The following is a 24,271-nucleotide window of genomic DNA, read 5'->3' as shown; positions in this document are numbered from 1 at the left end:
TGCCGTAGCATTATCGAGGCATGAGACGCCCGCTAGACCCACGCGATATTCCAGATGAGCTGCGGCGACGGCTGGGGCTCTTGGATGCGGTGGTGATCGGGCTTGGGTCCATGATCGGTGCCGGAATCTTTGCCGCCCTGGCCCCGGCCGCGTACGCGGCCGGTTCTGGGTTGTTGCTCGGGTTGGCAGTGGCCGCGGTGGTGGCCTACTGCAATGCGATCTCGTCGGCGCGGCTGGCCGCGCGCTACCCGGCCTCGGGGGGCACCTATGTGTATGGCCGGATGCGGCTGGGCGACTTCTGGGGATACCTGGCGGGCTGGGGCTTTGTGGTCGGCAAGACGGCATCGTGTGCGGCGATGGCGTTGACGGTCGGCTTCTATGTGTGGCCCGCGCAAGCGCACGCGGTGGCCGTCGCCGTGGTGGTGGCACTGACCGCGGTGAACTACGCCGGGATACAGAAGTCCGCCTGGCTCACCCGGTCGATCGTCGCCGTGGTGTTGGTGGTCTTGACCGCAGTCGTGGTCGCCGCCTATGGCTCCGGCGCTGCGGACCCGGCGCGACTCGATATCGGTGTAGATGCACACGTCTGGGGGATGCTGCAGGCGGCCGGCCTGCTGTTTTTCGCGTTCGCCGGCTATGCCCGCATCGCCACGCTGGGGGAGGAGGTCCGCGACCCGGCCCGCACGATCCCACGCGCCATCCCGCTGGCGCTGGGCATCACCCTGGCGGTGTATGCCCTGGTCGCCGTGGCCGTGATCGCTGTGTTGGGTCCGCAGCGGCTCGCGCGGGCCGCCGCCCCGTTGTCGGAGGCCATGCGGGTCGCGGGGGTGAACTGGCTGATTCCCGTCGTGCAGATAGGGGCCGCGGTGGCCGCATTGGGCTCGCTACTGGCCTTGATTCTCGGGGTCTCCCGCACCACCTTGGCGATGGCACGCGACCGGCACCTACCGCGCTGGCTGGCCGCCGTGCACCCTAGGTTCAAGGTGCCCTTTCGTGCCGAACTGGTGGTTGGCGCGGTGGTGGCGGCGCTGGCGGCGACAGCGGATATCCGTGGTGCGATCGGCTTTTCGTCCTTCGGTGTGCTGGTCTACTACGCGATCGCCAACGCCTCCGCCTTGACTCTGGGGCTCGACGAGGGCCGGCCCCGCCGCCTGATTCCGCTGGTGGGACTGATCGGCTGCGTAGTCCTGGCGTTCGCGCTGCCACTCTCCTCGGTGGCCGCCGGGGCCGCGGTGCTCGGTGTCGGTGTGGCGGCATACGGTGTGCGCCGCATCATCACTCGTCGAGCACGACAGACTGATTCTGGTGATACCCAACGAAGTGGTCATCCGTCCGCAACCTAGTTGAATCGGCCAGCGGCGACGGGTCTCACCGACTGACCCTGCTGACGCGGGTCACACATACAATCAGGCCCATCCGCCAGCAGGGAGGTAGGGAATGAGTTTCCACGATCTTCATCACCAAGGTGTTCCGTTCGTGTTGCCCAACGCCTGGGATGTGCCGTCGGCCCTGGCCTACCTCGCGGAGGGCTTCACGGCTATCGGCACAACCAGTTTCGGGGTCTCGTCCAGCGGCGGGCACCCGGACGGGCACCGCGCCACTCGCGGCGCCAACATCGCACTGGCGGCCGCCCTGGCACCGCTGCAATGCTACGTCAGCGTCGACATCGAGGACGGATACAGCGACGAACCCGACGCCATTGCTGACTACGTCGCACAACTGTCGACAGCCGGAATCAATATCGAGGACAGTAGCGCCGAAAAGCTCATCGACCCCGCCCTGGCAGCCGCTAAAATCGTTGCGATCAAACAACGTAACCCCGAGGTGTTCGTCAACGCCCGCGTCGACACCTATTGGTTGCGCCAGCACGCCGATACCACCAGCACGATCCAGCGCGCACTTCGCTACGTCGATGCCGGCGCCGACGGCGTCTTTGTCCCACTGGCCAACGATCCCGACGAACTTGCTGAGCTCACTCGCAACATTCCGTGCCCGGTTAACACGTTGCCCGTGCCCGGCTTGACGATCGCCGACCTTGGTGAGCTCGGGGTGGCCCGGGTGTCAACCGGTTCAGTGCCCTACAGCGCGGGGTTGTATGCAGCGGCCCACGCGGCTCGGGCCGTGCGCGACGGAGAGCAGCTGCCACGGTCCGTACCGTACGCCGAACTGCAGGCACGCTTGGTTGACTACGAGAACCGCACGAGTACAACGTAACTGGCTAGTTCCGACCTGGTAACTCTGGCCGGATCGACCGCACGCACACCGTACTCACGGACGGGGCATCATGGCGGTTGCGCCCGTATTCTCGGCAGCAGCGTGTCGGTGGCCACCACAATCGTGATTGCGGTCGTGACAGCGAATATGCGCACCCACACCCCGATATCGATTGGCGCGGTGTCGAACACCATATTCATCGCGGGTAGATATGTGATCGCGAATTGCGCGATGGCCTGCGCACTGACGCCGAGGATGATCCAGCGGTTGGCGAACATGCCGAGCCGCCAGGCCGATCGGGTCAGCGACCGGCAGCTGAACAGATAGAACGCCTCGACGACGACGAACAGGTTCAGCGCCGCCGTGCGCGCCTCATGCAGGCCCGCGCCATTGTCGAGCTCCCATGCAAACAGCCACCACGCGCTGGCGACGAGCAAGGTGGAAACCAGAAGAGTCCGCCTGACAAGCCAGCCGGTCAGCAGCGGTTGGTCGGGGTCGCGCGGTGGCCGGGTCATGATTCCGGCCTCCTTGGGCTCGAACGCGAGCATGAGTCCGAGCGCGATCGCTGTGGTCATGTTGATCCACAGAATTTGGGTGGGCAGAATCGGCAAGGCGACGCCAACAGCGATGGCGGCCAAGATCACTAGGCCCTCACCGAGGTTGGTGGGCAGCGTCCAGGTGATGAACTTGGTCAGATTGTCGAATACGCCGCGGCCTTCCTCGACCGCGGCTTCGATGGTGGCGAAGTCGTCGTCGGTCAACACCATGTCGGCGGCATCCTTGGCGACCTCGGTGCCACCGCGGCCCATCGCGACGCCAATGTTGGCCTGACGCAAGGCCGGGGCGTCGTTGACGCCGTCGCCGGTCATCGCGACGACGTGCCCCCTGGCCTGCAATGCTTGCACCAACCGCAGCTTCTGCTCGGGAGAGACCCTGGCAAACACGCTGGCTGTATCCACGGCCTCCGGGTACTGGTCTGCGCTCAGCGCGGCCAGCTCGGCACCCGTCAGGACCGAGCCTGCCGCCGGTTCAGTGTTGTCGAGCAACCCCACCTCGGTTGCGATCGCCGTGGCGGTGCCCGCGTGGTCACCGGTAATCATTTTTACCGCAATGCCGGCACTGTGGCAGGCCGCCACCGCCGATGCCGCGGCCGCTCGTGGTGGATCGCTCATCGCTTGCAGGCCGGTCAGCGCCAGCGAACCCGGTATCACGTTTTCGTCGAAGTCGTCGGGAGTGCCGGCGCCGGCACCCATCCCGGTTGCCAGCACCCGCAACCCCCGGGAAGTCAACATTTCGGTAGCACGCAACACGGTGGCGCGGTCCAGCGGCCGCAATGCGCCGTCGGCGCCCATCTCGGTGCCGCACAGGTCGAGCATGCGCTCCACAGCACCCTTGGCCAGCACCACATGATCCGTCCCGTCGCGATGCAGGGTGGCCATGTATTGCCGCTCGGAACTGAACGGTATGGCTGCCACTTGCGGCAGAGTTGTCGCCAGCCGCTCCGGGTTGAAGCCGGCCTTGGCGGCCACGACGAGCATCGCGCCCTCGGTGGGATCGCCGACGATCTGCCAGCGTGTGCCGTCGCGAACCAGTGCGGCGTCGTTGCTGCAGGCACCGGCCAGCAGCGACCAGCGAAGGGCCGCATTGGCATTCACCGGAACCGGCGCGTCGTCGGTGTCGCACAGGAGGACGTCGGGTGCATAGCCCGTTCCGGTCGCCCGGATCTCACCGTGGGGTGTCCAGATCGACTGGACCGTCATCTGATTCTCGGTCAGCGTTCCGGTCTTGTCGGCGCAGATGACCGTGGTGCTGCCCAGCGTTTCCACCGCGGGTAGACGTCGAATGACCGCGCGGCGCTTGGCCATCCGGGCCATGCCGATGGCCAAGGTGATGGTCACGGCGGTGGGCAGACCTTCGGGAATTGCCCCGACCGCCAGCGCGATCGCAGCGGTGAACGTTTCGACGGCATCTTGCCGGCGCAGCAAACCCACGCCGAACGTGAGCGCTGCCAGACCCAGGATGGCGATGGTCAGAAACTTGCTGAACCACGCCAGCTTCGCGGTCAGCGGTGTGGCGACAACCTCGGCGGCCCCAACGAGCCGATGAATCTCACCGAGTTCGGTTTCGGCGCCGGTCGCGACGACGATCCCGGCGCCATGGCCCGCGGTTACCAATGTGCCGGAATACGCGATATTGCGACGATCAGCGACCGGTGTGCCCTCCGGCAACGCCACCTCGTCCTTGTGAACCGGCGTCGACTCGCCGGTAAGTGCTGACTCGTTCACGCTCAATCCGGTCTGTCGCACCAGCCGCAAATCGGCGGGAACCTTGTCACCGGCCGCTAACAGCACAAGGTCACCGGGAACCAGCTCTTCGGATGGCATTGTGTGCTCGTGACCCTCGCGCACCACCTTGGCGTGGGTGTGCACCATGGAGCGCAGGCCCTGCAGTGCGGCCTCTGCCTTGGATTCTTGAATGAAACCCACGATCGCATTGATCACCACCACACCGAAGATCACTGCGGCGTCAACGAATTCCTTAAGACCGGCGGTGATCGTCCCGGCAACGAGCAGAACGTAGATCAGCGGGTGATGAAACTGCCGCAGGATGCGGGCCAGCAAGCTAGCGCGCGTTACCACCGCCAAGGTGTTGGGCCCGAAGCGTTCTAGTCGTTGGGCGGCCTCGCCGTCGGACAGCCCGTGATATGGATCGCTCTCCAGCAGCAGCACCACTTCATGTGCTGGCAAGCCATGATGAGCCGTCGTGGCAGACACTGACGCCGACAATCACCTCACCTCGCAGCCAGACGCTCAACCGACGGTTGGCTCAACCCTGCCTAACGGTCGCCGGTGTGGATCAGGGCCGTAAGTCATCCACTGCAGCGACCTACGGTCCAGCGCTGCTGGCCCGGCCCGACGTTGCCCAATCACGGTTCGGACGGGGCTTTCCGCGCGGGTGGGCACCACCCGAGCAGATCGCACAGGCCCTCAGGCCGGCACTGCCGGATCTTGGGGGATTCGGGCGACGATAACCGGAGCCTGACCGGAATTGACCACCGCTCTGCTGACTGAGCCGAGATGCATGCCGGGGAACCCCCCGCGGCCGTGGCTGCCAACCACCACAAGCTGAGCGGTTTGTGCCAATTCGAGCAGGCGGGGTGCCGGTCGATCGCACACCACGACTTTGTGCACGACGACATCGGGATACCGGTCTTGCCATCCGCTCAGACGCCGGGCGAGCATTTTCTCCTGCTCGTCTTCGAGGTTTCTCCATTCGATCGGCGCCCAATTGAGCCTAGGAAAGTCGAGGGGGCCCATGTCGCTCCACGCGTGCAGCGCCACCAAGTCCACGCCGCGGCGCGATGCCTCGTCGAAGGCGATCTCGGCCGCCAATCCCGAGGTGGGCGAGCCGTCGATGCCCACCACAACCGGCGCGTGCGGCGGGCGCGCCGGTCGCGGCTCCTCGGGTATTACGGCGACAGGGCCATGAGCGTGGCGAACCAGGCTTGAGCTGACCGATCCCAGCAAGGCGCCGGCTACGGCGCCCTGACCTCGGTAGCCCAGCACGACCATCGCGACCTGCCTGGAGATGTTGGCCAGCGTGGGCACTATCTGGCCGTGCAGCACTTCGCCGGTGATTTGCGCGGCGCGACCTGAGGAGGATGCCTCGAGGGCGACCTTGTGGGCCTGTTCGACGATTTGGTGCGCTTGGGCGACCAGGTACGAGTGTTCGACGATTTCGCGCTTTTGGGCTTCTTGAAACCGCGAATACTCAAATGCCCACCCTTCCGGGGCGGTTATTACCGGGGGCACGACCTGCACCACGCGGAGCGCAACGTTGCGCATCTGCGCATCGCGCGCGGCCCATTCGACTGCCGTATGCGAGCAGGATGAACCATCCACACCGACCACGATTCCGAGGTTCGTTTGTTGGGCTGACATTGGCGTCCCCTCTGCATGGGTGTACTACCGACGTTAGCCAGCTGTCGCGATCGCGTCAGGAGGCGATGGTCCCGAACCCAAGGGCATTAGTGTCTTTAGCTGGGGGTGAACTGGCTCAGGTCGTAGATGCCAAGGCTTTTTTCGATATCGGCGACCTTGTCGACCACCGATTGAAAACCGGCCTCGCCAAAGCGCCGGTGCTCCTCGTCTTCAAAGGTCTCGGCCATGTCGCGAAACTCGACAGCGGACATCACGTCGCGCAACGCCGGGAAAACGACCGTGTCCTCGCGCGCCTCATGCGGCTCAAACATTCGGATGTACGCTGCCATGTCTTGGGCCAGGGTGTCTCGCGCAGGCTGATCGAATGCAGCCGCTGCAGTGGTGGCGGCGAGTACCCGGTCCGTGAGCACCCGGCCGCGCTGATGCTGGGTGCGCAAGACCGAGGTGATGTCCGTGAGCTTGCCGGCTTGTTCCAGCTTGGGGAAGACGTATTGCTCTTCCAGCTGTCCGTGGTAGTCCTCGATGAAGCGTCGAATGATCTGCGCGCTTTCGTTCAGTGCTGGAGCGGGACTCTGATCATCGGCTTGGAGGCGGCGGATCCCCTCGCGATAGATCAGCAGGATGCGTTTGAGCACTCCGTGTTCGCGCATCAAGTCCTCGGGCGCGGTGACCGGGACTTCCTGTTCCGGGGTTGTGTCGGGCCGGCCTTTGCCGGGCTCGGGCGGCGACCCACTACACGCCGAAAGCGCGATCACACCGGCTGCGGATGCTGAGATCTCGAGCAGGTGACGACGGCCGACGGCCGCCGGTGGTGTCTGTTTCATGACGGTCACACCTTTCGTCGCAGCGCCGCTGGCCACCACCCGAGCCCGCCAGCTATCGGCTCGGGATATCGGTTAACGATATCGTGAGTTGGCGGCTCTGCGGCCGGAAGCTTGTGACGCGCGCCGATCATATCTGCTATGGATGTACAATTCAGCTCTTGCTGTTATACCAGTATATGGTGTACTATTTGATCTATGCTGACGTGTGAGATGCGGGAATCGGCCCTGGCTCGACTCGGCCGGGCTCTGGCTGATCCGACGCGGTGCCGGATTCTGGTGGCGTTGCTGGATGGCGTTTGCTATCCCGGCCAGCTAGCTGCGCACCTCGGGTTGACCCGATCGAATGTGTCCAACCATCTGTCGTGTTTGCGGGGCTGCGGGCTGGTAGTCGCAACCTATGAGGGCCGGCAGGTTCGGTATGCGCTGGCCGACAGTCACCTGGCGCGAGCCTTGGGCGAGTTGGTCCAGGTCGTTCTCGCGGTGGATACCGACCAACCCTGTGTCGCCGAGCGCGCCGCGTCCGGGGAGGCGGTCGAGATGACAGGTAGCTGAGCAGCAGACGACACGACTTGTGGTTACAGGACAAAGCAAAGGAGAACTGACCGTGGTTACGCATGAGCTATTGGTTAAGGCGGCCGGGGCGGTGCTCACCGGACTGGTCGGGGTGAGCGCCTACGAAACGGTGCGCAAAGCGCTGGGTACGGCGCCCATTCGCCGGGCGTCGGTGACCGTGATGGAGTGGGGCCTGCGCGGAACCCGGCGCGCGGAGGCGGCGGCCGAGTCGGCCCGGCTGACAGTCGCCGACGTCGTTGCCGAGGCTCGCGGGCGCATCGGTGAGGAGGCGCCCCTGCCCGCTGGCGCCAGGGTCGACGAGTGACGACTGTAGTTGACGCCGAGGTCCAGCTGACCGTTGTATCCGATGCAGCCGGGCGGATGCGTGTGCAGGCCACCGGGTTTCAGTTCGACGCGGGACGGGCCGTTGCGATCGAGGACACCGTCGGCAAGGTGGCCGGTGTGCAGGCCGTGCATGCCTATCCGCGGACGGCATCCATTGTGATCTGGTATTCACGCGCAATCTGCGACACCGCTGCCATCCTGTCGGCAATCATCGATGCCGAGACCGTCCCTGCGGCGGCGGTGCCCGCGTATGCTTCGCGCTCGGCCAGTAACCGCAAGGCCGGGGTAGTGCAGAAAATCATCGACTGGAGCACGCGAACACTATCAGGAGTTCGGCGTGACGTGGCCGCGCAGCCATCGGGGGAGACGAGCGATGCCTGCTGCGACGGCGAGGACAACGAGGACCGCGAGCCGGAGCAGCTCTGGCAAGTCGCCAAACTGCGGCGAGCCGCATTCTCCGGAGTGTTGCTGACCGCGTCGCTAGTTGCCGCATGGGCTTATCCGCTGTGGCCGGTCGTACTGGGACTGAAGGCCCTTGCGCTGGCGGTTGGGGCCTCGACATTCGTGCCCTCCAGCCTCAAACGACTGGCCGAAGGCCGCGTCGGCGTAGGCACCCTGATGACCATCGCCGCGCTGGGCGCTGTCGCACTTGGCGAGCTGGGTGAGGCCGCTACGCTGGCGTTTCTGTTCTCGATCAGCGAAGGCTTGGAGGAATACGCGACGGCGCGCACTCGCCGTGGCCTGCGCGCCCTGCTGTCGCTGGTGCCGGATCAGGCCACAGTTCTGCGGGAGGGCACCGAAACCATCGTGGCCTCAACCGAATTGCACGTCGGTGACCAGATGATCGTTAAACCGGGCGAACGCCTGGCCACCGACGGCATCATTCGTGCCGGGCGCACCGCCCTGGATGTCTCCGCGATCACCGGCGAATCGGTGCCGGTCGAGGTTGGACCCGGTGACGAAGTGTTCGCCGGGTCGATCAACGGCTTGGGCGTGCTGCAGGTGGGGGTCACCGCTACCGCGGCCAACAACTCGCTGGCGCGCATCGTGCACATCGTGGAGGCCGAACAGGTCCGAAAAGGTGCTAGTCAGCGGCTAGCCGACTGTATCGCGCGACCGTTGGTGCCCAGCATCATGATCGCCGCGGCGCTGATCGCCGGGACCGGCAGCGTCTTGGGTAATCCGCTGGTCTGGATCGAACGCGCGCTCGTGGTATTAGTCGCCGCCGCCCCGTGCGCGCTGGCCATCGCCGTTCCGGTCACCGTGGTCGCGTCCATCGGCGCCGCCTCCAGACTCGGCGTGCTCATCAAGGGCGGCGCCGCGCTGGAAACCCTGGGCACCATCCGCGCGGTAGCCCTGGACAAAACCGGTACGTTAACCGCCAACCGGCCCGTCGTCATCGACGTCGCCACCACAAACGGCGCTACCCGCGAGGAAGTGTTGGCGGTGGCAGCCGCCCTGGAAGCCCGCAGCGAACATCCCCTGGCTGTGGCCGTGCTTGCCGCGACCCAAGCGACGACCGCCGCCAGCGACGTGCAAGCCGTCCCGGGCGCCGGGCTGATAGGCCGCCTCGACGGGCGGGTGGTGCGACTGGGGCGACCCGGCTGGCTCGATGCCGCCGAGCTCGCAGATCATGTGGCGTGCATGCAACAAGCCGGCGCCACAGCGGTTCTCGTCGAACGCGACCAGCAGCTGCTTGGTGCCATCGCCGTGCGCGACGAACTACGCCCGGAAGCCGCCGAGGTGGTGGCCGGGCTGCGCACCGGCGGCTACCAGGTGACGATGCTCACCGGCGACAACCATGCCACCGCTGCCGCCCTGGCAGCCCAAGCCGGCATCGAGCAGGTACATGCCGAATTGCGGCCCGAGGACAAGGCTCATCTGGTCGCACAGCTGCGGGCTCGGCAACCCACCGCGATGGTCGGCGACGGAGTCAACGACGCTCCGGCCCTGGCCGCCGCCGACCTGGGAATCGCGATGGGCGCCATGGGAACCGACGTCGCCATCGAAACCGCCGACGTCGCCCTGATGGGCCAAGACCTGCGGCATCTGCCCCAAGCCCTAGACCATGCCCGGCGCTCGCGGCAGATCATGGTGCAAAACGTCGGATTGTCCCTAAGTATCATCACCGTGCTGATGCCGCTGGCGTTGTTCGGGATCCTCGGACTGGCCGCGGTCGTGCTTGTGCACGAGTTCACCGAGGTCATCGTCATCGCCAACGGCGTGCGGGCCGGACGCATCAAACCACTTGCCGGGCCACCCAAGACACCTGATCGGACTATCCCGGGGTAGCGACGCGCGGAATCGTGGAGTGTGTTTGGACCAGCAATAGCGTCACTGTGACGAAACAGCCGCCGTCTTCTGGAAGTTATACCCGGTTATACTATCTGTATGAAGACAGCTATTTCTCTGCCGGATGAGACGTTCGATCGGGTATCGCGGCGTGCGAGTGAGCTCGGCATGAGTCGGTCCGAGTTCTTCACGAAGGCTGCGCAGCGCTACCTGCACGAGCTGGACGCCCAATTGCTCACGGGCCAGATCGACAGGGCTCTAGAGAGCATCCATGGCACCGACGAAGCGGAGGCCCTCGCCGTGGCCAACGCATACCGCGTGCTAGAAACCATGGACGATGAGTGGTGATTAGTCGTGCCGAGATCTACTGGGCTGACCTCGGGCCGCCATCAGGCAGTCAGCCGGCGAAGCGCCGCCCGGTGCTCGTAATCCAGTCAGATCCGTACAACGCAAGTCGCCTTGCCACTGTGATCGCAGCGGTGATCACGTCCAATACGGCGCTGGCGGCAATGCCCGGCAACGTGTTCTTGCCCGCGACCACAACGCGACTGCCACGTGACTCGGTCGTCAACGTCACGGCGATTGTCACGCTCAACAAGACTGACCTCACCGACCGAGTTGGGGAGGTGCCAGCGAGCTTGATGCACGAGGTTGACCGAGGACTTCGTCGCGTACTGGACCTTTGACACTGCGCCACGCGACAATTCGTCACGGTGACGTTCCTGCTTGGTGTAAGCCCCCCCGCCGGGGGAACTACTCGCCGGAGGTGGTGTTGTGGGCAGGCTTGAGGGCAAGGTTGCATTCATTACGGGCGTGGCTCGGGGTCAAGGCCGTTCGCATGCGGTCCGCCTAGCCGACGGCCAAGCGCGTGCGCTCGGCAAGGTCGATGTTGAGGCGTGCGGTGCGCTCGTTGGTGAGGTAGAAGTGTGGGGCCGTGACGTGCGTGACGATCGACGGGTGTTTGTCGAGAGTCCTGCCGACGAGTTCGGCGCGTGCCGCCGCGTCGCGCGTCAGGGCATCCGTGTCGTAGGGCTGCCCGTTTCACAGAGGGAACTTGTCGAGCCCGAAGCCGGGTGCGCGGCGAGGCGCTCGGCTGCTGGCTCCCAGTAGACATCTAGGCCTGCGTCGACTGCGGCTGCGGCAGCGTCGTGCTGGTGACGAGTGGCGTTGGTGTCCAGCGTGATCGCAGTGGTGCCGGCGTGGTCGCGGGACAGGAAGTCCTCGACCGGTTTGTGATCACCCGGCCCGAGCCGAAACTGAATGCCCATCGTCGTGAAGTTCCTCTCGCATCGACGCCTCGGTTCGTGTCATAATACATGACAAATCAATAGACAAAAGGAAGACAGGCTGCCCATGGGAGTAAATGTGCTCGCCTCGACCGTGTCGGGTGCGATCGAGCGCTTGGGATTGACCTACGAGGAAGTCGGTGACATCGTCGATGCCTCGCCGCGTTCCGTGGCGCGATGGACCGCAGGTCAGGTGGTTCCCCAACGCCTCAACAAGCAACGACTTATCGAGCTGGCCTATGTCGCCGACGCCCTCGCGGAAGTGCTGCCGCGTGACCAGGCGAACGTGTGGATGTTTTCGCCGAATCGGTTACTGGAACACCGCAAGCCTGCCGACCTCGTGCGAGACGGCGAGTACCAACGCGTGTTGGCGCTCATCGACGCGATGGCGGAGGGAGTGTTCGTGTGAGCGATGCCCTCGATGAAGGGCTCGTCCAGCGTATCGACGCACGCGGAACAATTGAGTGGTCGGAAACGTGCTACCGGTATACCGGCGCGCACCGTGACGCCTTGTCCGGTGAGGGCGCGCGCAGATTCGGAGGCAGGTGGAATCCGCCGCTGCTCTTTCCGGCGATCTATCTTGCTGATTCCGCCCAAGCCTGCATGGTTGAGGTGGAACGGGCGGCGCAAGCGGCTTCAACGACCGCAGAGAAGATGCTCGAGGCGGCCTACCGACTACACACGATCGACGTCACGGACCTGGCCGTCCTCGATCTGACAACCCCGCAAGCTCGGGAAGCCGTGGGGCTCGAGAACGACGACATCTATGGCGACGACTGGTCAGGGTGCCAGGCGGTCGGACATGCGGCCTGGTTCTTGCACATGCAAGGTGTCCTCGTGCCGGCGGCGGGCGGTGTCGGCCTCGTTGTCACCGCGTATGAACAGCGAACTCGGCCGGGCCAACTACAACTGCGACAAAGCGTCGATCTGACGCCTGCTCTTTACCAAGAACTTCGAGCCACGTAGCTGGCCAGCTTGGCGCAGAGAAGGATGCCGCTGTGCCATGGTCATCGTAAGGAGCAACTCGCATCACTTATAAGCCGATAAGCGACATTATGTCAAGTGAAGCTGGTCGTATTGGGTTAGCTGCGCCGTTTGTGCTAGCGGGCACGCTCCTTGTGCGTGCTGCGGCAGCGAGCGTGTCGTCAAAGGTTGCGAGGCTTGCCTGGTGATGAATTGCCACATCCGGCACGCAGCAATCAGGTAGTTTTAGCCCGCTGCTAGCGCGTAGTTCGGCGAGACGCAGCAGCTCGCCATCGTCGTACGGCGCAACGACGCTACCCGCGGAACGCGGATCGTCGAGCATCGATGATCAGGCGCCGCAATAATTTGGAACGGGGCTCGCCAGGCCATCGCTGGGCGGCCCGGTCCAATGCCTGAGCTACCTCCGGGGTTTCGGTTATTTGGTAGCGCGGACGAGTGGTCGACATAGAACGAAGTGTGCCACTTCTAGCAAAGGTGGTACACCTACTGGCGGCCGCGGGTTTACCGCCCCTGCCAGTCACCGCACTTCCGGCGGCGGACGACGAGCACCGCGGAATCCACATGCGGCGGTGGCAGGAACGCGCGCCGTGGCAGCATGAGGCCGACGGTCAGGGTGAACCTTCGCGCGTTGCGAGAAGCGAATTTACATACGAGGGCTCGCTGCAGCACGAGATCGGCCGCGACAAGCCCGCTGTTGGGTGCCAGCAGCGTCCGCAGCAGGCGGGACGAAATCCCGTACGGCGGGTTCGCCACAACCCGGAACGGCCGGCCGGGCAACCGGATCGAGGCGGCGTCCGCGTGCACCACGGTAATGCCAGGGAATCGCTCGCGGAGGACACCGACTCGTCGCGGGTGCAACTCCACGGCGACCACCCGCGCCCCCGCTCGCACTAGATGCGCCGTCAGTGCCCCTTCGCCGGCGCCGATGTCAAACACGAGCTCACCGGGCCGCACTGCGGCCGCGCTGACTACCCGCGCTGCCCATTCGTCATGGAGCCGGTGCCAGCCCCATGCCCGTCGCGACCGTCCGAGGGCGGACACGACGTACCGTCACTGCGTAGATGCCCACGCGCCCGACCGTAGCCCGCCACCGGCACTGCGATCAATCCAATTTCTCGGTTCAGGCAACCTTCTGGTCATCACCAGCCCCAGGGCTCTGGCGCCGTCCGCATCAACTCCGAGATGACGTTGGCCGTGACGACCCACTAGACCCACCTGGCAGTAGCCGCATTGTCGCAGTCGGCGAGCCTCAGTGCGCAGTCGCGTCTAGGTGCAAGGATATTGCCCGTTGAGCAGACAACTCGACGGCGGCGAGTAAGAACCGGTCAGCCCGCCTCTTAGGCCGCCCGTGGCTGAACCACCGGGGGCAATGATGCGATTCCAATTCGCTGGGCTGAGAACGTAGTGCGTGCCAGATCGTGCAACGGTGCTATTCCATGTGTGCAAGACGGATTCTCCTGCCGGCAAGTCGAATTCAAGCTTCCAATCGGTTAGCGGCGCCGTGCTCGAGTTTGTGATGGTGAAGCGGGCGATGAAACCGGTCTGCCACGTCGATGTCACCGACAACGTCGCCCTGGCCGTCGCCGCACTAGCGACCGGGGTGATGGCGAGTCCGAGGATGGCAACTATCAATGCCGACACGGTTGCGTGAAGCGCTGTCCGCCAGCGCCTCACGTAAATGTTCAGTCCGGCCATGACAGCCAACACTAATGCCAATGAGGCGATATCGGCCGTCTCCTCGCGAGCAAGCTACAGCAACTTTGCTCAACCGCAACCGTGATGAAATTTGGCCTCGACCCACCCTGAACCAGATATCGGCCCGGCCGAACGCGAACTTGCGGACGGGGAAGGCCAGACAGCCTCGACCCCACTCCCCCGATTAGCGCCGTTCACCGTTCGCGACCGGTATCAACGGGCTACAGCTCCAACACGATCCGTAGGGCCGCGTCACGCCGAATGTGCACTGGTGGCGCCGACACGCCCGGGCGAGGCCGCCGTCGGCGTGTCAGCTGGTGACTGAGTTGTGCAGACTGACCGCGCGCCCTCCTGCCGAACGGTATGTGCCCATCGACGATCACGTGGTCCAACCCGCGTGTGCACACGTGCTGTACTAGGTCACGGTCAGCGAGATTCCCAGCGCAACCATCATGACCGCGATCAGGCCGTCGAGGATTCTCCACGAGCCGGGGTTGGTGAACAGCCCGCGCAACCGGCCGGCTCCGAACCCGAGGGTGGCGAACCATACCGCACTGGCTGTGACCGCGCCGAGGCCGAACAGCCAGCGCTGGTCGCTGTGCTCGTTGGCCAGCGCGCCTAGCAACACGACGGTGTCGAGGTAGACGTGTGGGTTGAGGAACGTGAATGCCGCACAGGTCACCAGGACCTCGGCTAAGCGAACCGGCGTGGCGCCAGATGGGATCAGCGCAACAGGTCGCCACGCCCGCCGGGCCGCAAGTAGCCCGTAGCCGATTAGGAAGGCGGCGCCGCCAAACTTGACGACATTGAGCGCACGCGGATGTGCGCCGATCAATGCGCCGAACCCCGCGATACCGGCGGCGATCAGCACGATGTCGGACACCGTGCACAGCGCCACCACCGGCAGCACGTGCTCACGCTGGATTCCCTGCCGCAGCACGAATGCGTTCTGCGCGCCAATCGCGGCGATCAGCGTGAAGCAGGCCAGGAAGCCGACGACCAGTGGTGAGTTCACGCAATCGACACTAGGCAGTTTGTATGGGTCAGTATAGCTAATAATTCTTCATTTACATTAGCATTATTAATGTGCAGTGCGACGCTCCGCAGATGGTCTACACCTGAGATGGTGGATCCGCAGCTTGACGGTCCACAGCTGGCCGCATTGGCTGCCGTGGTCGAACTGGGCAGCTTCGATGCGGCCGCGGAGCGCCTACATGTCACCCCCTCGGCTGTCAGTCAGCGCATCAAGTCGTTGGAGCAGCAGGTCGGCCAGGTGCTGGTGGTCAGGGAAAAGCCATGTCGGGCGACGACCGCAGGTATCCCGCTGTTGCGGTTGGCCGCGCAAACAGCGTTGCTCGAGTCCGAGGCGCTCGCTGAAATGGGTGGCAACGCGTCGCTGAAACGCACGCGGATCACCATTGCGGTAAACGCCGATTCCATGGCGACATGGTTTTCGGCCGTGTTCGACGGTCTCGGCGACGTCCTGCTCGACGTTCGGATCGAGGACCAGGACCATTCCGCGCGGCTGCTACGGGAGGGTGTGGCGATGGGCGCGGTGACCACCGAGCGGAACCCGGTGCCGGGCTGCCGGGTGCACCCGCTGGGTGAAATGCGCTACCTACCAGTGGCCAGCAGGCCATTCGTCCAGCGCCATCTATCCGACGGGTTCACTGCCGCCGCGGCGGCTAAAGCTCCGTCACTGGCGTGGAATCGTGACGATGGGCTGCAGGACATGTTGGTGCGTAAGGCCTTTCGTCGCGCCATCACCAGACCGACGCACTTTGTCCCGACCACAGAGGGCTTCACCGCCGCAGCGCGCGCCGGGCTGGGATGGGGCATGTTCCCCGAGAAGCTGGCAGCATCTCCGCTTGCCGATGGATCGTTCGTACGGGTCTGCGACATACACCTCGACGTCCCTCTCTATTGGCAATGCTGGAAACTGGACAGTCCGATCATCGCGCGAATTACCGACACGGTGAGGGCGGCGGCAAGCGGTCTGTACCGGGGCCAGCAACGCCGCCGCCGACCGGGTTGACCGACGCCAGCATGTTGTTGTGTCAGCGCGGCTTGGTCTCGATGTCCCGGCCTTGCTGGACCCGCTTCCTCAAACAGGTTGAACTTAACGACTCAGACGGAAACGCTTGAACCGCGACGTCGCTCCGGACACCAATTTGACTCGGCTCTTTGGCAATTGAAGGTGAGCTGCGAGCAGCCGGGTGACCGCATCGTTGGCCTTGCCATCAATCGCCGGCTCGCGGACGTAGATAATCAGCTCACCGTTGGGACCGACCTCGACCAGGGGTCCTTTGTGACTGCCGGGCTTGACGCGGACGACCACAGAGTCGGTCATCGCCTAAGGCTACCGTTCTGACCTGGGGCTGCGTGGGCGCCGACGACGTGAGGCACGTCATGTCTCAGCGGCCCACCGCCACCTCGGTCGCCGGCAGTATGTCAGCATGTGCAGATGACTCCACGCAGCCTTGTTCGCATCGTTGGTGTCGTGGTTGCGACGACCTTGGCGCTGGTGAGCGCACCCGCCGGCGGTCGTGCCGCGCATGCGGATCCGTGTTCGGACATCGCGGTCGTTTTCGCTCGCGGCACGCATCAGGCTTCTGGTCTTGGCGACGTCGGTGAGGCGTTCGTCGACTCGCTTACCTCGCAAGTTGGCGGGCGGTCGATTGGGGTCTACGCGGTGAACTACCCAGCAAGCGACGACTACCGCGCGAGCGCGTCAAACGGTTCCGATGATGCGAGCGCCCACATCCAGCGCACCGTCGCCAGCTGCCCGAACACCAGGATTGTGCTTGGTGGCTATTCGCAGGGTGCGACGGTCATCGATTTGTCCACCTCGGCGATGCCGCCCGCGGTGGCAGATCATGTCGCCGCTGTCGCCCTTTTCGGCGAGCCATCCAGTGGTTTCTCCAGCATGTTGTGGGGCGGCGGGTCGTTGCCGACAATCGGTCCGCTGTATAGCTCTAAGACCATAAACTTGTGTGCTCCCGACGATCCAATATGCACCGGAGGCGGCAATATTATGGCGCATGTTTCGTATGTTCAGTCGGGGATGACAAGCCAGGCGGCGACATTCGCGGCGAACAGGCTCGATCACGCCGGATGATCAAAGACTGTTGTCCCTATACCGCTGGGGCTGTAGTCGATGTACACCGGCTGGAATCTGAAGGGCAAGAACCCGGTATTCATCAGGCCGGATGAAATGACGGTCGGGCGGTAATCGCTTGTGTTGAACGCGTAGAGCCGATCACCGCCGGGGCTGGTGTAGACCTCAATGTTTGTGTTCGCCGGCAGGGTTCCGGATCCGATGACATATGACGGGATGGTTCCCGTTACCCCACCGGAATCGATGATCGAGGGGACGGGTATGGGAGTCCCACCATCGATCTTTACGTACAGGGTGGTGATCGGCGATCCGACGACCTCGACGTTGGGCGCAGGTAGCGGGTTGGGACCGAACACGAGCTCACCTGCGGGTGCGTCGATGAGCACTCCCTGGTTGAGGTCACCCGGTAACGCCATCGTCGGAATGCTGGGGCCTGGTCCCACCGCATTGGGCCCAACTCCCAGAACGCCGTCCACGCCGACGGCACCGAAATAGGCTTCGAACGGAGTTGTTGTCGGATCGGCCAGCAAGGCGCTGAAGTAGGTCGAAATGGCGAAGGGGGACGTTGGGATGGACAAGAGGACGACATTAACGGCGGTCGGCGCGGTGACGATGCCATTCCCGAAGTCCACCGTCGTGGTATACGTGGCGAAGATGTAGTACAGCCCCCCGCTGTAACCGCTGATGCTCAATCCGGTTGGGAGGCCCATGTGAAGCACTCCCAGGATTCCCCCGACATCCTCAGGCGAGACAACAAGACCAGCGGATCCGGTGTCGACCAGAATGGTTGACGTCGGTCCGCCGTTGACGTTGGCATGTACCGTCGGCTCTGTGACATGAATTATCTCCAGCGGGACGGTTCTGCCGTCGCCGCCTGGCCCACTGACGCCGTATCCGCCATACAACAGGCCGCCGCGGCCTCCGGCGCCGCCCGTGCCACGATCGACACCGACTCCATCACCGAGGCCGCCGGCTCCGCCGTTCGCTCCCCAGCCCAAAAGTCCTGCGGCACCGCCGGTTCCGCCGGCTCCACCACTCATGCCGGGGATGCTCGACGCGCCCCCGGGCCCGCCGATCCCGCCGTTGCCGAGCAGCCAGCCACCGTTGCCGCCGGCTCCCCCGGGGGCGTTGGGTCCGCCGGCTCCCCCGGCGCCGCCATTGCCGATCAACCCCGCGGAACCGCCGGCCCCGCCGCCGACCCCCGACGCCGTCGCGGAATAACCGTTGCCGCCGTTGCCGTACAGCAGCCCACCCGCCCCGCCATTCGGACTCGTTGCCGTCCCGGGTGCTCCGTCGCCGATTAGCGGACGCCCCAACAACGTTTCGGTTGGTGCATTGACCGCGCCCAGCAGATCGTGCTGCGCGGTCTGCAACTGTGACGCGATGGTGGCCTCCGCGGCCGCATACGATCCTGACGCCGAGTTCAGCGTCTGCACGAACTGTTGATGGAAAGCGCTCGCCTGCGCGCTGACCGCTTGATATTCCTGACCGAACCTGGCAAACAGCGCTGCCACCGCCGCCGATACCTCATCAGCGCCAGCGGCCGCAAGCGCGGTGGTCGAGGCGGCAGCCGCGGCATTCGCCGCGCGCAGTGTGGAACCTATGTTCTCCACATCCGCTGCCGCGGACGTCAAGAACTCGGGAACCACGACCAGAAATGACACGCCGCCCCTCCGCCTCGATCACCATCCCTGCGCGCATACAGCGTATCCAGACGCTGCCTTTGACATCTCGGATTTTCAGTAGCTACCGCACGGCACAGCACGCGTTAGGTAGATAGTGGCTATTTGCTGGTACCATCTACCTGTGGCGCTGAATATCAAAGACCCTGAGGTAGACCGACTAGCCGCCGAACTCGCTGACCGGCTGCACACCAGCAAGACTGCCGCCATCCGGCATGCCCTGTCTGCCCAGCTGGCGTTTTTGGAGTCGCGCGCCGGCGACCGTGAGGCACAACTTCTCGACATCTTGCGTACCGAAATCTGGCCCCTGCTTGCCGACCGCTCCCCCATCACCAAGCTCGAGCGCGAACAAATCCTCGGCTACGACCCCGCAACCGGAGTCTGAGCACCGCAATGATCGTGGACACAAGCGCCGTGGTGGCCCTGGTTCAAGGCGAGCGGCCGCACGCCACCCTGGTCGCGGCCGCCCTGGCCGGCGCCCATAGCCCCGTCATGTCTGCACCCACCGTCGCCGAATGCCTGATTGTCTTGACCGCCCGTCACGGCCCCGTTGCGCGCACGATCTTCGAACGACTTCGCAGCGAAATCGGCTTGAGCGTGTCATCTTTCACCGCCGAGCATGCCGCTGCCACGCAACGAGCCTTTCTGCGATACGGCAAGGGGCGCCACCGCGCGGCTCTCAACTTCGGAGACTGTATGACGTACGCGACCGCCCAGCTGGGCCACCAACCACTGCTGGCCGTCGGCAACGACTTCCCGCAAACCGACCTTGAGTTCCGCGGCGTCGTCGGCTACTGGCCAGGCGTCGCGTAACCGTATGCGCGGTGATCGCTGTTTGTAATGAGTTCAGCGACACGAAGAATAAAATATGGGTAGCCGAAATCACTAAGCTACAGTGCTGGTGCACGCCATGAAAGACCGTCAATGACAAGGAGGACGGCCGAAATGCCCAAGGACCGACTGCCGGACTTGACGCCCACAGGAGCGTACGCACCGGCCAACAGCGGCATGACCATGGCAAGGCAGGACGGCCCTCGATGACCGGCAAGCTCGTTGAGCGGGTGCACGCAATCAATTGGAACCGGTTGCTCGATGCTAAAGATTTGCAGGTCTGGGAACGTTTGACCGGTAACTTTTGGTTGCCGGAAAAGATTCCGCTCTCCAACGACCTGGCATCTTGGCAAACGTTGAGTTCCACCGAGCAGCAGACGACGATCCGGGTGTTCACCGGCTTGACCCTGCTCGACACCGCGCAGGCGACGGTGGGAGCAGTGGCCATGATCGACGACGCGGTCACCCCCCACGAAGAGGCGGTCCTGACCAACATGGCGTTCATGGAGTCAGTGCACGCCAAGAGCTACAGCTCGATCTTCTCGACCCTGTGCTCGACCAAGCAGATCGACGATGCCTTCGACTGGTCGGAACAGAACCCTTACCTGCAGCGAAAAGCGCAGATCATCGTCGACTACTACCGCGGTGACGACGCGCTCAAGCGCAAAGCATCGTCGGTAATGCTGGAGTCCTTCCTGTTCTACTCCGGCTTCTACCTGCCCATGTACTGGTCGTCGCGGGGTAAGCTCACCAACACCGCCGATCTGATCCGGCTGATCATCCGAGATGAAGCCGTCCACGGCTACTACATCGGCTACAAATGTCAACGAGGTTTGGCCGACCTGACCGACGCCGAGCGGGCCGACCACCGCGAATACACCTGCGAGCTGCTGCACACGCTCTACGCGAACGAGATCGACTATGCGCACGACTTGTACGACGAGTTGGGCTGGACCGACGACGTTTTGCCCTACATGCGTTACAACGCCAACAAGGCGCTAGCCAACCTGGGATACCAGCCTGCATTCGATCGTGACACCTGCCAGGTGAACCCGGCCGTGCGCGCAGCTCTCGACCCCGGTGCAGGGGAGAACCACGACTTTTTCTCCGGCTCCGGAAGCTCATACGTAATGGGCACCCACCAACCCACCACCGACACCGACTGGGACTTCTAACCGCCCAGCGCGTCGGGGGCGTCGAGCACCACGCGACACCGGGCCCGATCGATCTGCTAGCTTGAGTCTGGTCAGGCATCGTCGTCAGCAGCGCGATGCCCTATGTTTGTCGTCGACTCAGATATCGCGGCAATCCAATCTCCCGCCTGCGGCCGGCGGTGCTGCAAACTACTCCCGGAGGAATTTCGACGTGCGCATCAAGATCTTCATGCTGGTCACGGCTGTCGTTTTGCTCTGTTGTTCGGGTGTGGCCACGGCCGCGCCCAAGACCTACTGCGAGGAGTTGAAAGGCACCGATACCGGCCAGGCGTGCCAGATTCAAATGTCCGACCCGGCCTACAACATCAACATCAGCCTGCCCAGTTACTACCCCGACCAGAAGTCGCTGGAAAATTACATCGCCCAGACGCGCGACAAGTTCCTCAGCGCGGCCACATCGTCCACTCCACGCGAAGCCCCCTACGAATTGAATATCACCTCGGCCACATACCAGTCCGCGATACCGCCGCGTGGTACGCAGGCCGTGGTGCTCAAGGTCTACCAGAACGCCGGCGGCACGCACCCAACGACCACGTACAAGGCCTTCGATTGGGACCAGGCCTATCGCAAGCCAATCACCTATGACACGCTGTGGCAGGCTGACACCGATCCGCTGCCAGTCGTCTTCCCCATTGTGCAAGGTGAACTGAGCAAGCAGACCGGACAACAGGTATCGATAGCGCCGAATGCCGGCTTGGACCCGGTGAATTATCAGAACTTCGCAGTCACGAACGACGGGGTGATTTTCTTCTTCAACCCGGGGGAGTTGCTGCCCGAAGCAGCCGGCCCAACCCAGGTATTGGTCCCACGTTCCGCGATCGACTCGATGCTGGCCTAGACTCGCGAGGACCGCGCGGTGGTCACTGCGCGGATTTGGGGCGGCGGAAGTGAGTGTTCGGTGCGCCCACTGCGGTGACTCACCTGCAGCGCCGGCATCGACAGGCCGGGAGCTCAAGAATCGTCGCTAGAGAATCTATGGTGCGTTAGAGGATTCCCTGCTAGACAGCCTTGGTGCGGTGGTCGGCCCGCGGACGAGAGGATATGCGATCCACAAGCTGGGTTTCTGCAGCGTCGTCATGCTCGGGATCAACTCGATAATCGGCGCCGGTATCTTCCTAACTCCAGGTGAGGTGATCGGGCTCGCAGGACCCTTCGCGCCGATGGCCTATGTTTTAGCTGGCATTTTCGCGGGTGTCGTGGCGATCGTCTTCGCGACGGCGGCAAGGTACGTCAGAACAAACGGTGCCTCCTACGCCTACACAACGGCCGCATTTGGGCGCCGGATCGGCATCTATGTCGGTGTCACCCACGCCATTACCGCGTCCATCGCTTGGGGGGTGTTGGCTTCTTTTTTCGTCTCGACGCTGTTGCGAGTGGCCTTCCCCGACAAGGCCTGGGCCGACGCCGAGCAACTGTTCAGTGTGAAGACGCTGACGTTTCTCGGCTTTATCGGCGTGCTGTTGGCCATCAACCTCTTCGGCAACCGGGCGATCAAGTGGGCCAACGGAACGTCAACGGTAGGCAAGGCATTCGCGCTCTCGGCATTCATTGTCGGCGGGCTGTGGATCATCACCACCCAGCACGTGAACAACTACGCAACGGCGTGGTCGGCATACAGCGCGACCCCGTACTCGTTGCTTGGCGTCGCCGAAATTGGCAAGGGCACGTTCTCGAGTATGGCGCTGGCCACGATTGTCGCGTTGTACGCATTCACCGGTTTCGAATCGATCGCGAACGCCGCCGAAGAAATGGACGCGCCGGACCGGAACCTGCCGAGAGCTATACCGATCGCGATCTTCTCGGTTGGCGCGATCTACTTGCTCACCCTAACGGTAGCGATGCTGCTCGGATCGAACAAGATCGCCGCGTCGGGCGACACCGTGAAACTGGCCGCGGCCATCGGAAACGCTACCTTCCGAACGATCATCGTCGTCGGAGCCCTGATATCGATGTTCGGCATCAATGTCGCGGCCTCGTTCGGTGCACCGCGGCTTTGGACCGCGTTAGCGGACAGCGGGGTTCTGCCGACACGCTTGTCACGCAAGAACCAATACGACGTGCCGATGGTCTCCTTCGCAATTACGGCGTCGTTGGCGCTCGCATTCCCGTTGGCGCTGCGGTTCGACAACCTGCACCTGACCGGCCTGGCGGTGATCGCCCGATTCGTCCAGTTCATCATCGTGCCGATCGCTCTCATCGCATTGGCGAGGTCTCAGGCAGTAGAACATGCTGCTGTGCGGCGAAATGCGTTCACCGACAAGGTGTTACCGCTTGTTGCGATCGTGGTCTCGGTTGGGCTGGCAGTGTCCTACGACTACCGCTGCATCTTTCTAGTGCGGGGTGGTCCGAACTACTTCTCGATTGCTTTGATCGTGATCACGTTCATCGTGGTACCGGCGATGGCTTATCTGCACTACTACCGAATCATTCGCCGGGTTGGCGATCGGCCGAGCACTCGCTAGATTCCGTTGGCGCTGAGCTCGAACGGGAGAACACAACGGCGAGCGATGGCGGGAATAGCCTGGTCGGTGCGGGCAAGATTTCAACCTGCATTCCCGGATCGGCGGCGCGGGCAAGCGTCTGCAACGCCGAGGGACTGTAGGCACGTAGTGCGCTGATAAAGCCGTCGTGCATGCTCGAGCGCATCGACGACCATGGCAGCAGCAGTAGGTGGAGCGGCAGTAGCAGCACCGAAGAGAGCGTGAACGACAGCGGTTTCTGCCGTTTGAGGTCGATGATCAGAAAGCGCTTCCCCACCCGGGTGGCCTCGGCGATCGCTTTGCAGGCGACCGTAGGCGGCAGGTGGTGAAATGCCAGCGCGAAGACCGCCAGGTCATAGCTGTGGTCGTGGCCGTCGATTGCGGTGGCGTCGATCACTTGGGTGCGTGCTCGCGGATGTGTTCCCAGCTCTCCCGCGGCGATGTTGGCCACCGAGGTGGGATCTAGATCGCTGATCGTCACCGTCGCTGTCGGGTGTAGCTCGAGGATTTTCGCTGAGAGCTTGCCATGGCCCGCACCAAGTTCCAGGATTCGCGGGTTGGGAATGTCAGAAACAAGTTTCAGGGCTATCCGGGCGTACTTCTCGTGCAGGTTGGTCAGGGTGCCCACCCGGTCGAGCACCCCGATGATCTTCTGTTTGACCTCATCGGGCACATCGTCGCGGTCGAGGTACTCCAGTGCGTCGGTCTGGAATCGACGATCCAGCCAAGACGCGTCGGGGCCACCCCGTGGCATCGTGGCGATCGCCTGCTCGCGGATGTTCGCCTCACCCATGGCAGCTCTTCCCCTCTCGA

The 24,271-nt window shown here is 63.8% G+C and carries 27 protein-coding genes and 1 pseudogene; 17 read left to right on the top strand and 11 right to left on the bottom strand.

The window, feature by feature from the left end; all coding sequences use genetic code 11:
* The first annotated feature begins 20 nt into the window (after nt 1–20).
* Together FF952_RS10600 and FF952_RS10595 are read left to right on the top strand one after the other, a co-directional pair.
* Nucleotides 21–1,343 (top strand): APC family permease, encoded by a 1,323-nt coding sequence (locus FF952_RS10600; RefSeq protein ID WP_003410039.1) that lies wholly within the window; start codon nt 21–23, stop codon nt 1,341–1,343.
* A 94-nt stretch (nt 1,344–1,437) separates the two neighbouring features.
* Nucleotides 1,438–2,214, top strand: a complete 777-nt coding sequence (locus FF952_RS10595) for an isocitrate lyase/PEP mutase family protein (protein ID WP_003410037.1) — start codon at nt 1,438–1,440, stop codon at nt 2,212–2,214.
* Nucleotides 2,215–2,282: 68 nt separating this feature from the next.
* On the opposite strand, the gene FF952_RS10590 is transcribed toward FF952_RS10595, so the two are convergent.
* From FF952_RS10590 to FF952_RS10580, 3 genes are all read right to left on the bottom strand, one after another.
* On the bottom strand, nt 2,283–5,000 hold the full coding sequence (locus FF952_RS10590) for a cation-transporting P-type ATPase (protein WP_003904757.1): 2,718 nt from the start codon (nt 4,998–5,000) through the stop codon (nt 2,283–2,285).
* Nucleotides 5,001–5,201: 201 nt separating this feature from the next.
* Nucleotides 5,202–6,155 carry a universal stress protein gene (locus FF952_RS10585; RefSeq protein WP_003904756.1) on the bottom strand — a complete coding sequence of 318 codons (954 nt, stop codon included), beginning with the start codon at nt 6,153–6,155 and terminating at the stop codon, nt 5,202–5,204.
* A gap of 95 nt (nt 6,156–6,250) precedes the next feature.
* Nucleotides 6,251–7,018, bottom strand: a complete 768-nt coding sequence (locus FF952_RS10580) for a hemerythrin domain-containing protein (protein WP_003410019.1) — start codon at nt 7,016–7,018, stop codon at nt 6,251–6,253.
* Between the two features lie 156 nt (nt 7,019–7,174).
* Between FF952_RS10580 and cmtR the strand changes: the two genes are divergently transcribed.
* The 6 genes and pseudogenes from cmtR to FF952_RS20965 all read left to right on the top strand — a co-directional run.
* On the top strand, nt 7,175–7,531 hold the full coding sequence (gene cmtR, locus FF952_RS10575; protein WP_003410018.1) for a Cd(II)/Pb(II)-sensing metalloregulatory transcriptional regulator CmtR: 357 nt from the start codon (nt 7,175–7,177) through the stop codon (nt 7,529–7,531).
* A 52-nt stretch (nt 7,532–7,583) separates the two neighbouring features.
* Nucleotides 7,584–7,856 (top strand): DUF1490 family protein, encoded by a 273-nt coding sequence (locus FF952_RS10570; RefSeq protein ID WP_003903706.1) that lies wholly within the window; start codon nt 7,584–7,586, stop codon nt 7,854–7,856.
* The gene (gene ctpG, locus FF952_RS10565) at nt 7,853–10,168 is read left to right on the top strand and encodes a cation transporter ATPase CptG (protein ID WP_003899120.1); all 2,316 of its coding nucleotides are present in this window, start codon (nt 7,853–7,855) and stop codon (nt 10,166–10,168) included. Before FF952_RS10570 ends, ctpG begins: the two co-directional genes overlap by 4 nt.
* A 99-nt stretch (nt 10,169–10,267) precedes the next feature.
* Nucleotides 10,268–10,516 carry a ribbon-helix-helix domain-containing protein gene (locus tag FF952_RS10560; RefSeq protein WP_003410014.1) on the top strand — a complete coding sequence of 83 codons (249 nt, stop codon included), beginning with the start codon at nt 10,268–10,270 and terminating at the stop codon, nt 10,514–10,516.
* The gene (gene mazF6 / locus FF952_RS10555) at nt 10,510–10,854 is read left to right on the top strand and encodes a type II toxin-antitoxin system toxin endoribonuclease MazF6 (protein ID WP_003410010.1); all 345 of its coding nucleotides are present in this window, start codon (nt 10,510–10,512) and stop codon (nt 10,852–10,854) included. Before FF952_RS10560 ends, mazF6 begins: the two co-directional genes overlap by 7 nt.
* Nucleotides 10,855–10,942: 88 nt before the next feature.
* Nucleotides 10,943–11,030, top strand: a pseudogene (locus FF952_RS20965) (dehydrogenase); the annotation flags it as partial.
* A gap of 148 nt (nt 11,031–11,178) precedes the next feature.
* Here FF952_RS20965 and FF952_RS10545 read toward each other — a convergent pair.
* Nucleotides 11,179–11,436: a hypothetical protein gene (locus FF952_RS10545; protein WP_003410006.1), complete on the bottom strand. Its 258-nt coding sequence runs from the start codon at nt 11,434–11,436 to the stop codon at nt 11,179–11,181.
* 85 nt (nt 11,437–11,521) lie between these two features.
* Between FF952_RS10545 and FF952_RS10540 the strand changes: the two genes are divergently transcribed.
* Together FF952_RS10540 and FF952_RS10535 are read left to right on the top strand one after the other, a co-directional pair.
* Nucleotides 11,522–11,863, top strand: a complete 342-nt coding sequence (locus FF952_RS10540; RefSeq protein WP_003410003.1) for an antitoxin Xre/MbcA/ParS toxin-binding domain-containing protein — start codon at nt 11,522–11,524, stop codon at nt 11,861–11,863.
* Nucleotides 11,860–12,420, top strand: coding sequence for an RES family NAD+ phosphorylase (locus FF952_RS10535; RefSeq protein ID WP_003410001.1), 561 nt, complete (start codon nt 11,860–11,862; stop codon nt 12,418–12,420). Before FF952_RS10540 ends, FF952_RS10535 begins: the two co-directional genes overlap by 4 nt.
* A 67-nt stretch (nt 12,421–12,487) precedes the next feature.
* Here FF952_RS10535 and FF952_RS20785 read toward each other — a convergent pair whose 3' ends face one another.
* The 4 genes from FF952_RS20785 to lysE all read right to left on the bottom strand — a co-directional run bounded on the left by FF952_RS20785 (nt 12,488) and on the right by lysE (nt 15,148).
* Nucleotides 12,488–12,760 carry a PIN domain-containing protein gene (locus tag FF952_RS20785; RefSeq protein ID WP_003409997.1) on the bottom strand — a complete coding sequence of 91 codons (273 nt, stop codon included), beginning with the start codon at nt 12,758–12,760 and terminating at the stop codon, nt 12,488–12,490.
* A 179-nt stretch (nt 12,761–12,939) separates the two neighbouring features.
* Complete coding sequence (gene erm(37), locus FF952_RS10530) at nt 12,940–13,479, bottom strand: 23S rRNA (adenine(2058)-N(6))-methyltransferase Erm(37) (protein WP_003900446.1); 540 nt, start codon at nt 13,477–13,479, stop codon at nt 12,940–12,942.
* A 225-nt stretch (nt 13,480–13,704) separates the two neighbouring features.
* Entirely contained in the window at nt 13,705–14,133 is a 429-nt protein-coding gene (locus tag FF952_RS10525; protein ID WP_003409992.1) for a cellulose-binding protein, read from the bottom strand.
* Nucleotides 14,134–14,548: 415 nt separating this feature from the next.
* Nucleotides 14,549–15,148 (bottom strand): L-lysine exporter, encoded by a 600-nt coding sequence (gene lysE / locus FF952_RS10520; protein WP_003409989.1) that lies wholly within the window; start codon nt 15,146–15,148, stop codon nt 14,549–14,551.
* Between the two features lie 108 nt (nt 15,149–15,256).
* On the opposite strand from lysE, the gene FF952_RS10515 reads away from it, so the two are divergent.
* Nucleotides 15,257–16,168, top strand: a complete 912-nt coding sequence (locus tag FF952_RS10515) for an ArgP/LysG family DNA-binding transcriptional regulator (protein ID WP_003409986.1) — start codon at nt 15,257–15,259, stop codon at nt 16,166–16,168.
* A gap of 84 nt (nt 16,169–16,252) precedes the next feature.
* Here the strand turns inward: FF952_RS10515 and FF952_RS10510 are convergent, their stop codons facing one another.
* A complete protein-coding gene (locus tag FF952_RS10510) occupies nt 16,253–16,483 on the bottom strand; it encodes a DUF167 domain-containing protein (protein ID WP_003409980.1) in 231 nt (76 codons plus the stop codon).
* Between the two features lie 114 nt (nt 16,484–16,597).
* Here FF952_RS10510 and cfp21 point away from each other — a divergent pair, with 114 nt between their 5' ends.
* The gene (gene cfp21, locus FF952_RS10505) at nt 16,598–17,251 is read left to right on the top strand and encodes a cutinase Cfp21 (RefSeq protein WP_003409976.1); all 654 of its coding nucleotides are present in this window, start codon (nt 16,598–16,600) and stop codon (nt 17,249–17,251) included.
* On the opposite strand, the gene FF952_RS10500 is transcribed toward cfp21, so the two are convergent.
* Nucleotides 17,239–18,915, bottom strand: a complete 1,677-nt coding sequence (locus FF952_RS10500; protein ID WP_003904753.1) for a PecA family PE domain-processing aspartic protease — start codon at nt 18,913–18,915, stop codon at nt 17,239–17,241. The two genes, cfp21 and FF952_RS10500, sit on opposite strands and share 13 nt — an antisense overlap.
* A 142-nt stretch (nt 18,916–19,057) precedes the next feature.
* Here FF952_RS10500 and FF952_RS10495 point away from each other — a divergent pair, with 142 nt between their 5' ends.
* From FF952_RS10495 to FF952_RS10475, 5 genes are all read left to right on the top strand, one after another.
* Nucleotides 19,058–19,318, top strand: coding sequence for a type II toxin-antitoxin system VapB family antitoxin (locus tag FF952_RS10495; RefSeq protein WP_003409968.1), 261 nt, complete (start codon nt 19,058–19,060; stop codon nt 19,316–19,318).
* Nucleotides 19,319–19,326: 8 nt separating this feature from the next.
* Nucleotides 19,327–19,746 (top strand): type II toxin-antitoxin system VapC family toxin, encoded by a 420-nt coding sequence (locus FF952_RS10490; protein WP_003409958.1) that lies wholly within the window; start codon nt 19,327–19,329, stop codon nt 19,744–19,746.
* 224 nt (nt 19,747–19,970) lie between these two features.
* On the top strand, nt 19,971–20,939 hold the full coding sequence (gene nrdF, locus FF952_RS10485; protein ID WP_003899116.1) for a class 1b ribonucleoside-diphosphate reductase subunit beta: 969 nt from the start codon (nt 19,971–19,973) through the stop codon (nt 20,937–20,939).
* A gap of 190 nt (nt 20,940–21,129) precedes the next feature.
* Complete coding sequence (gene mpt64, locus FF952_RS10480) at nt 21,130–21,816, top strand: immunoprotective protein Mpt64 (protein WP_003409954.1); 687 nt, start codon at nt 21,130–21,132, stop codon at nt 21,814–21,816.
* 178 nt (nt 21,817–21,994) lie between these two features.
* Nucleotides 21,995–23,440: an APC family permease gene (locus tag FF952_RS10475; protein ID WP_003409946.1), complete on the top strand. Its 1,446-nt coding sequence runs from the start codon at nt 21,995–21,997 to the stop codon at nt 23,438–23,440.
* Here the strand turns inward: FF952_RS10475 and FF952_RS10470 are convergent.
* On the bottom strand, nt 23,403–24,251 hold the full coding sequence (locus tag FF952_RS10470) for a class I SAM-dependent methyltransferase (protein ID WP_003409942.1): 849 nt from the start codon (nt 24,249–24,251) through the stop codon (nt 23,403–23,405). The two genes, FF952_RS10475 and FF952_RS10470, sit on opposite strands and share 38 nt — an antisense overlap.
* Nucleotides 24,252–24,271 lie beyond the last annotated feature (20 nt).

It is taken from the genome of Mycobacterium tuberculosis complex sp. N0072 (assembly GCF_030323725.1).
Taxonomy (GTDB): Bacteria; Actinomycetota; Actinomycetes; order Mycobacteriales; family Mycobacteriaceae; genus Mycobacterium; species Mycobacterium tuberculosis.
Note: the sequence above shows the minus strand (reverse complement) of the source record. Positions and strands in the feature narration are given on the sequence as shown.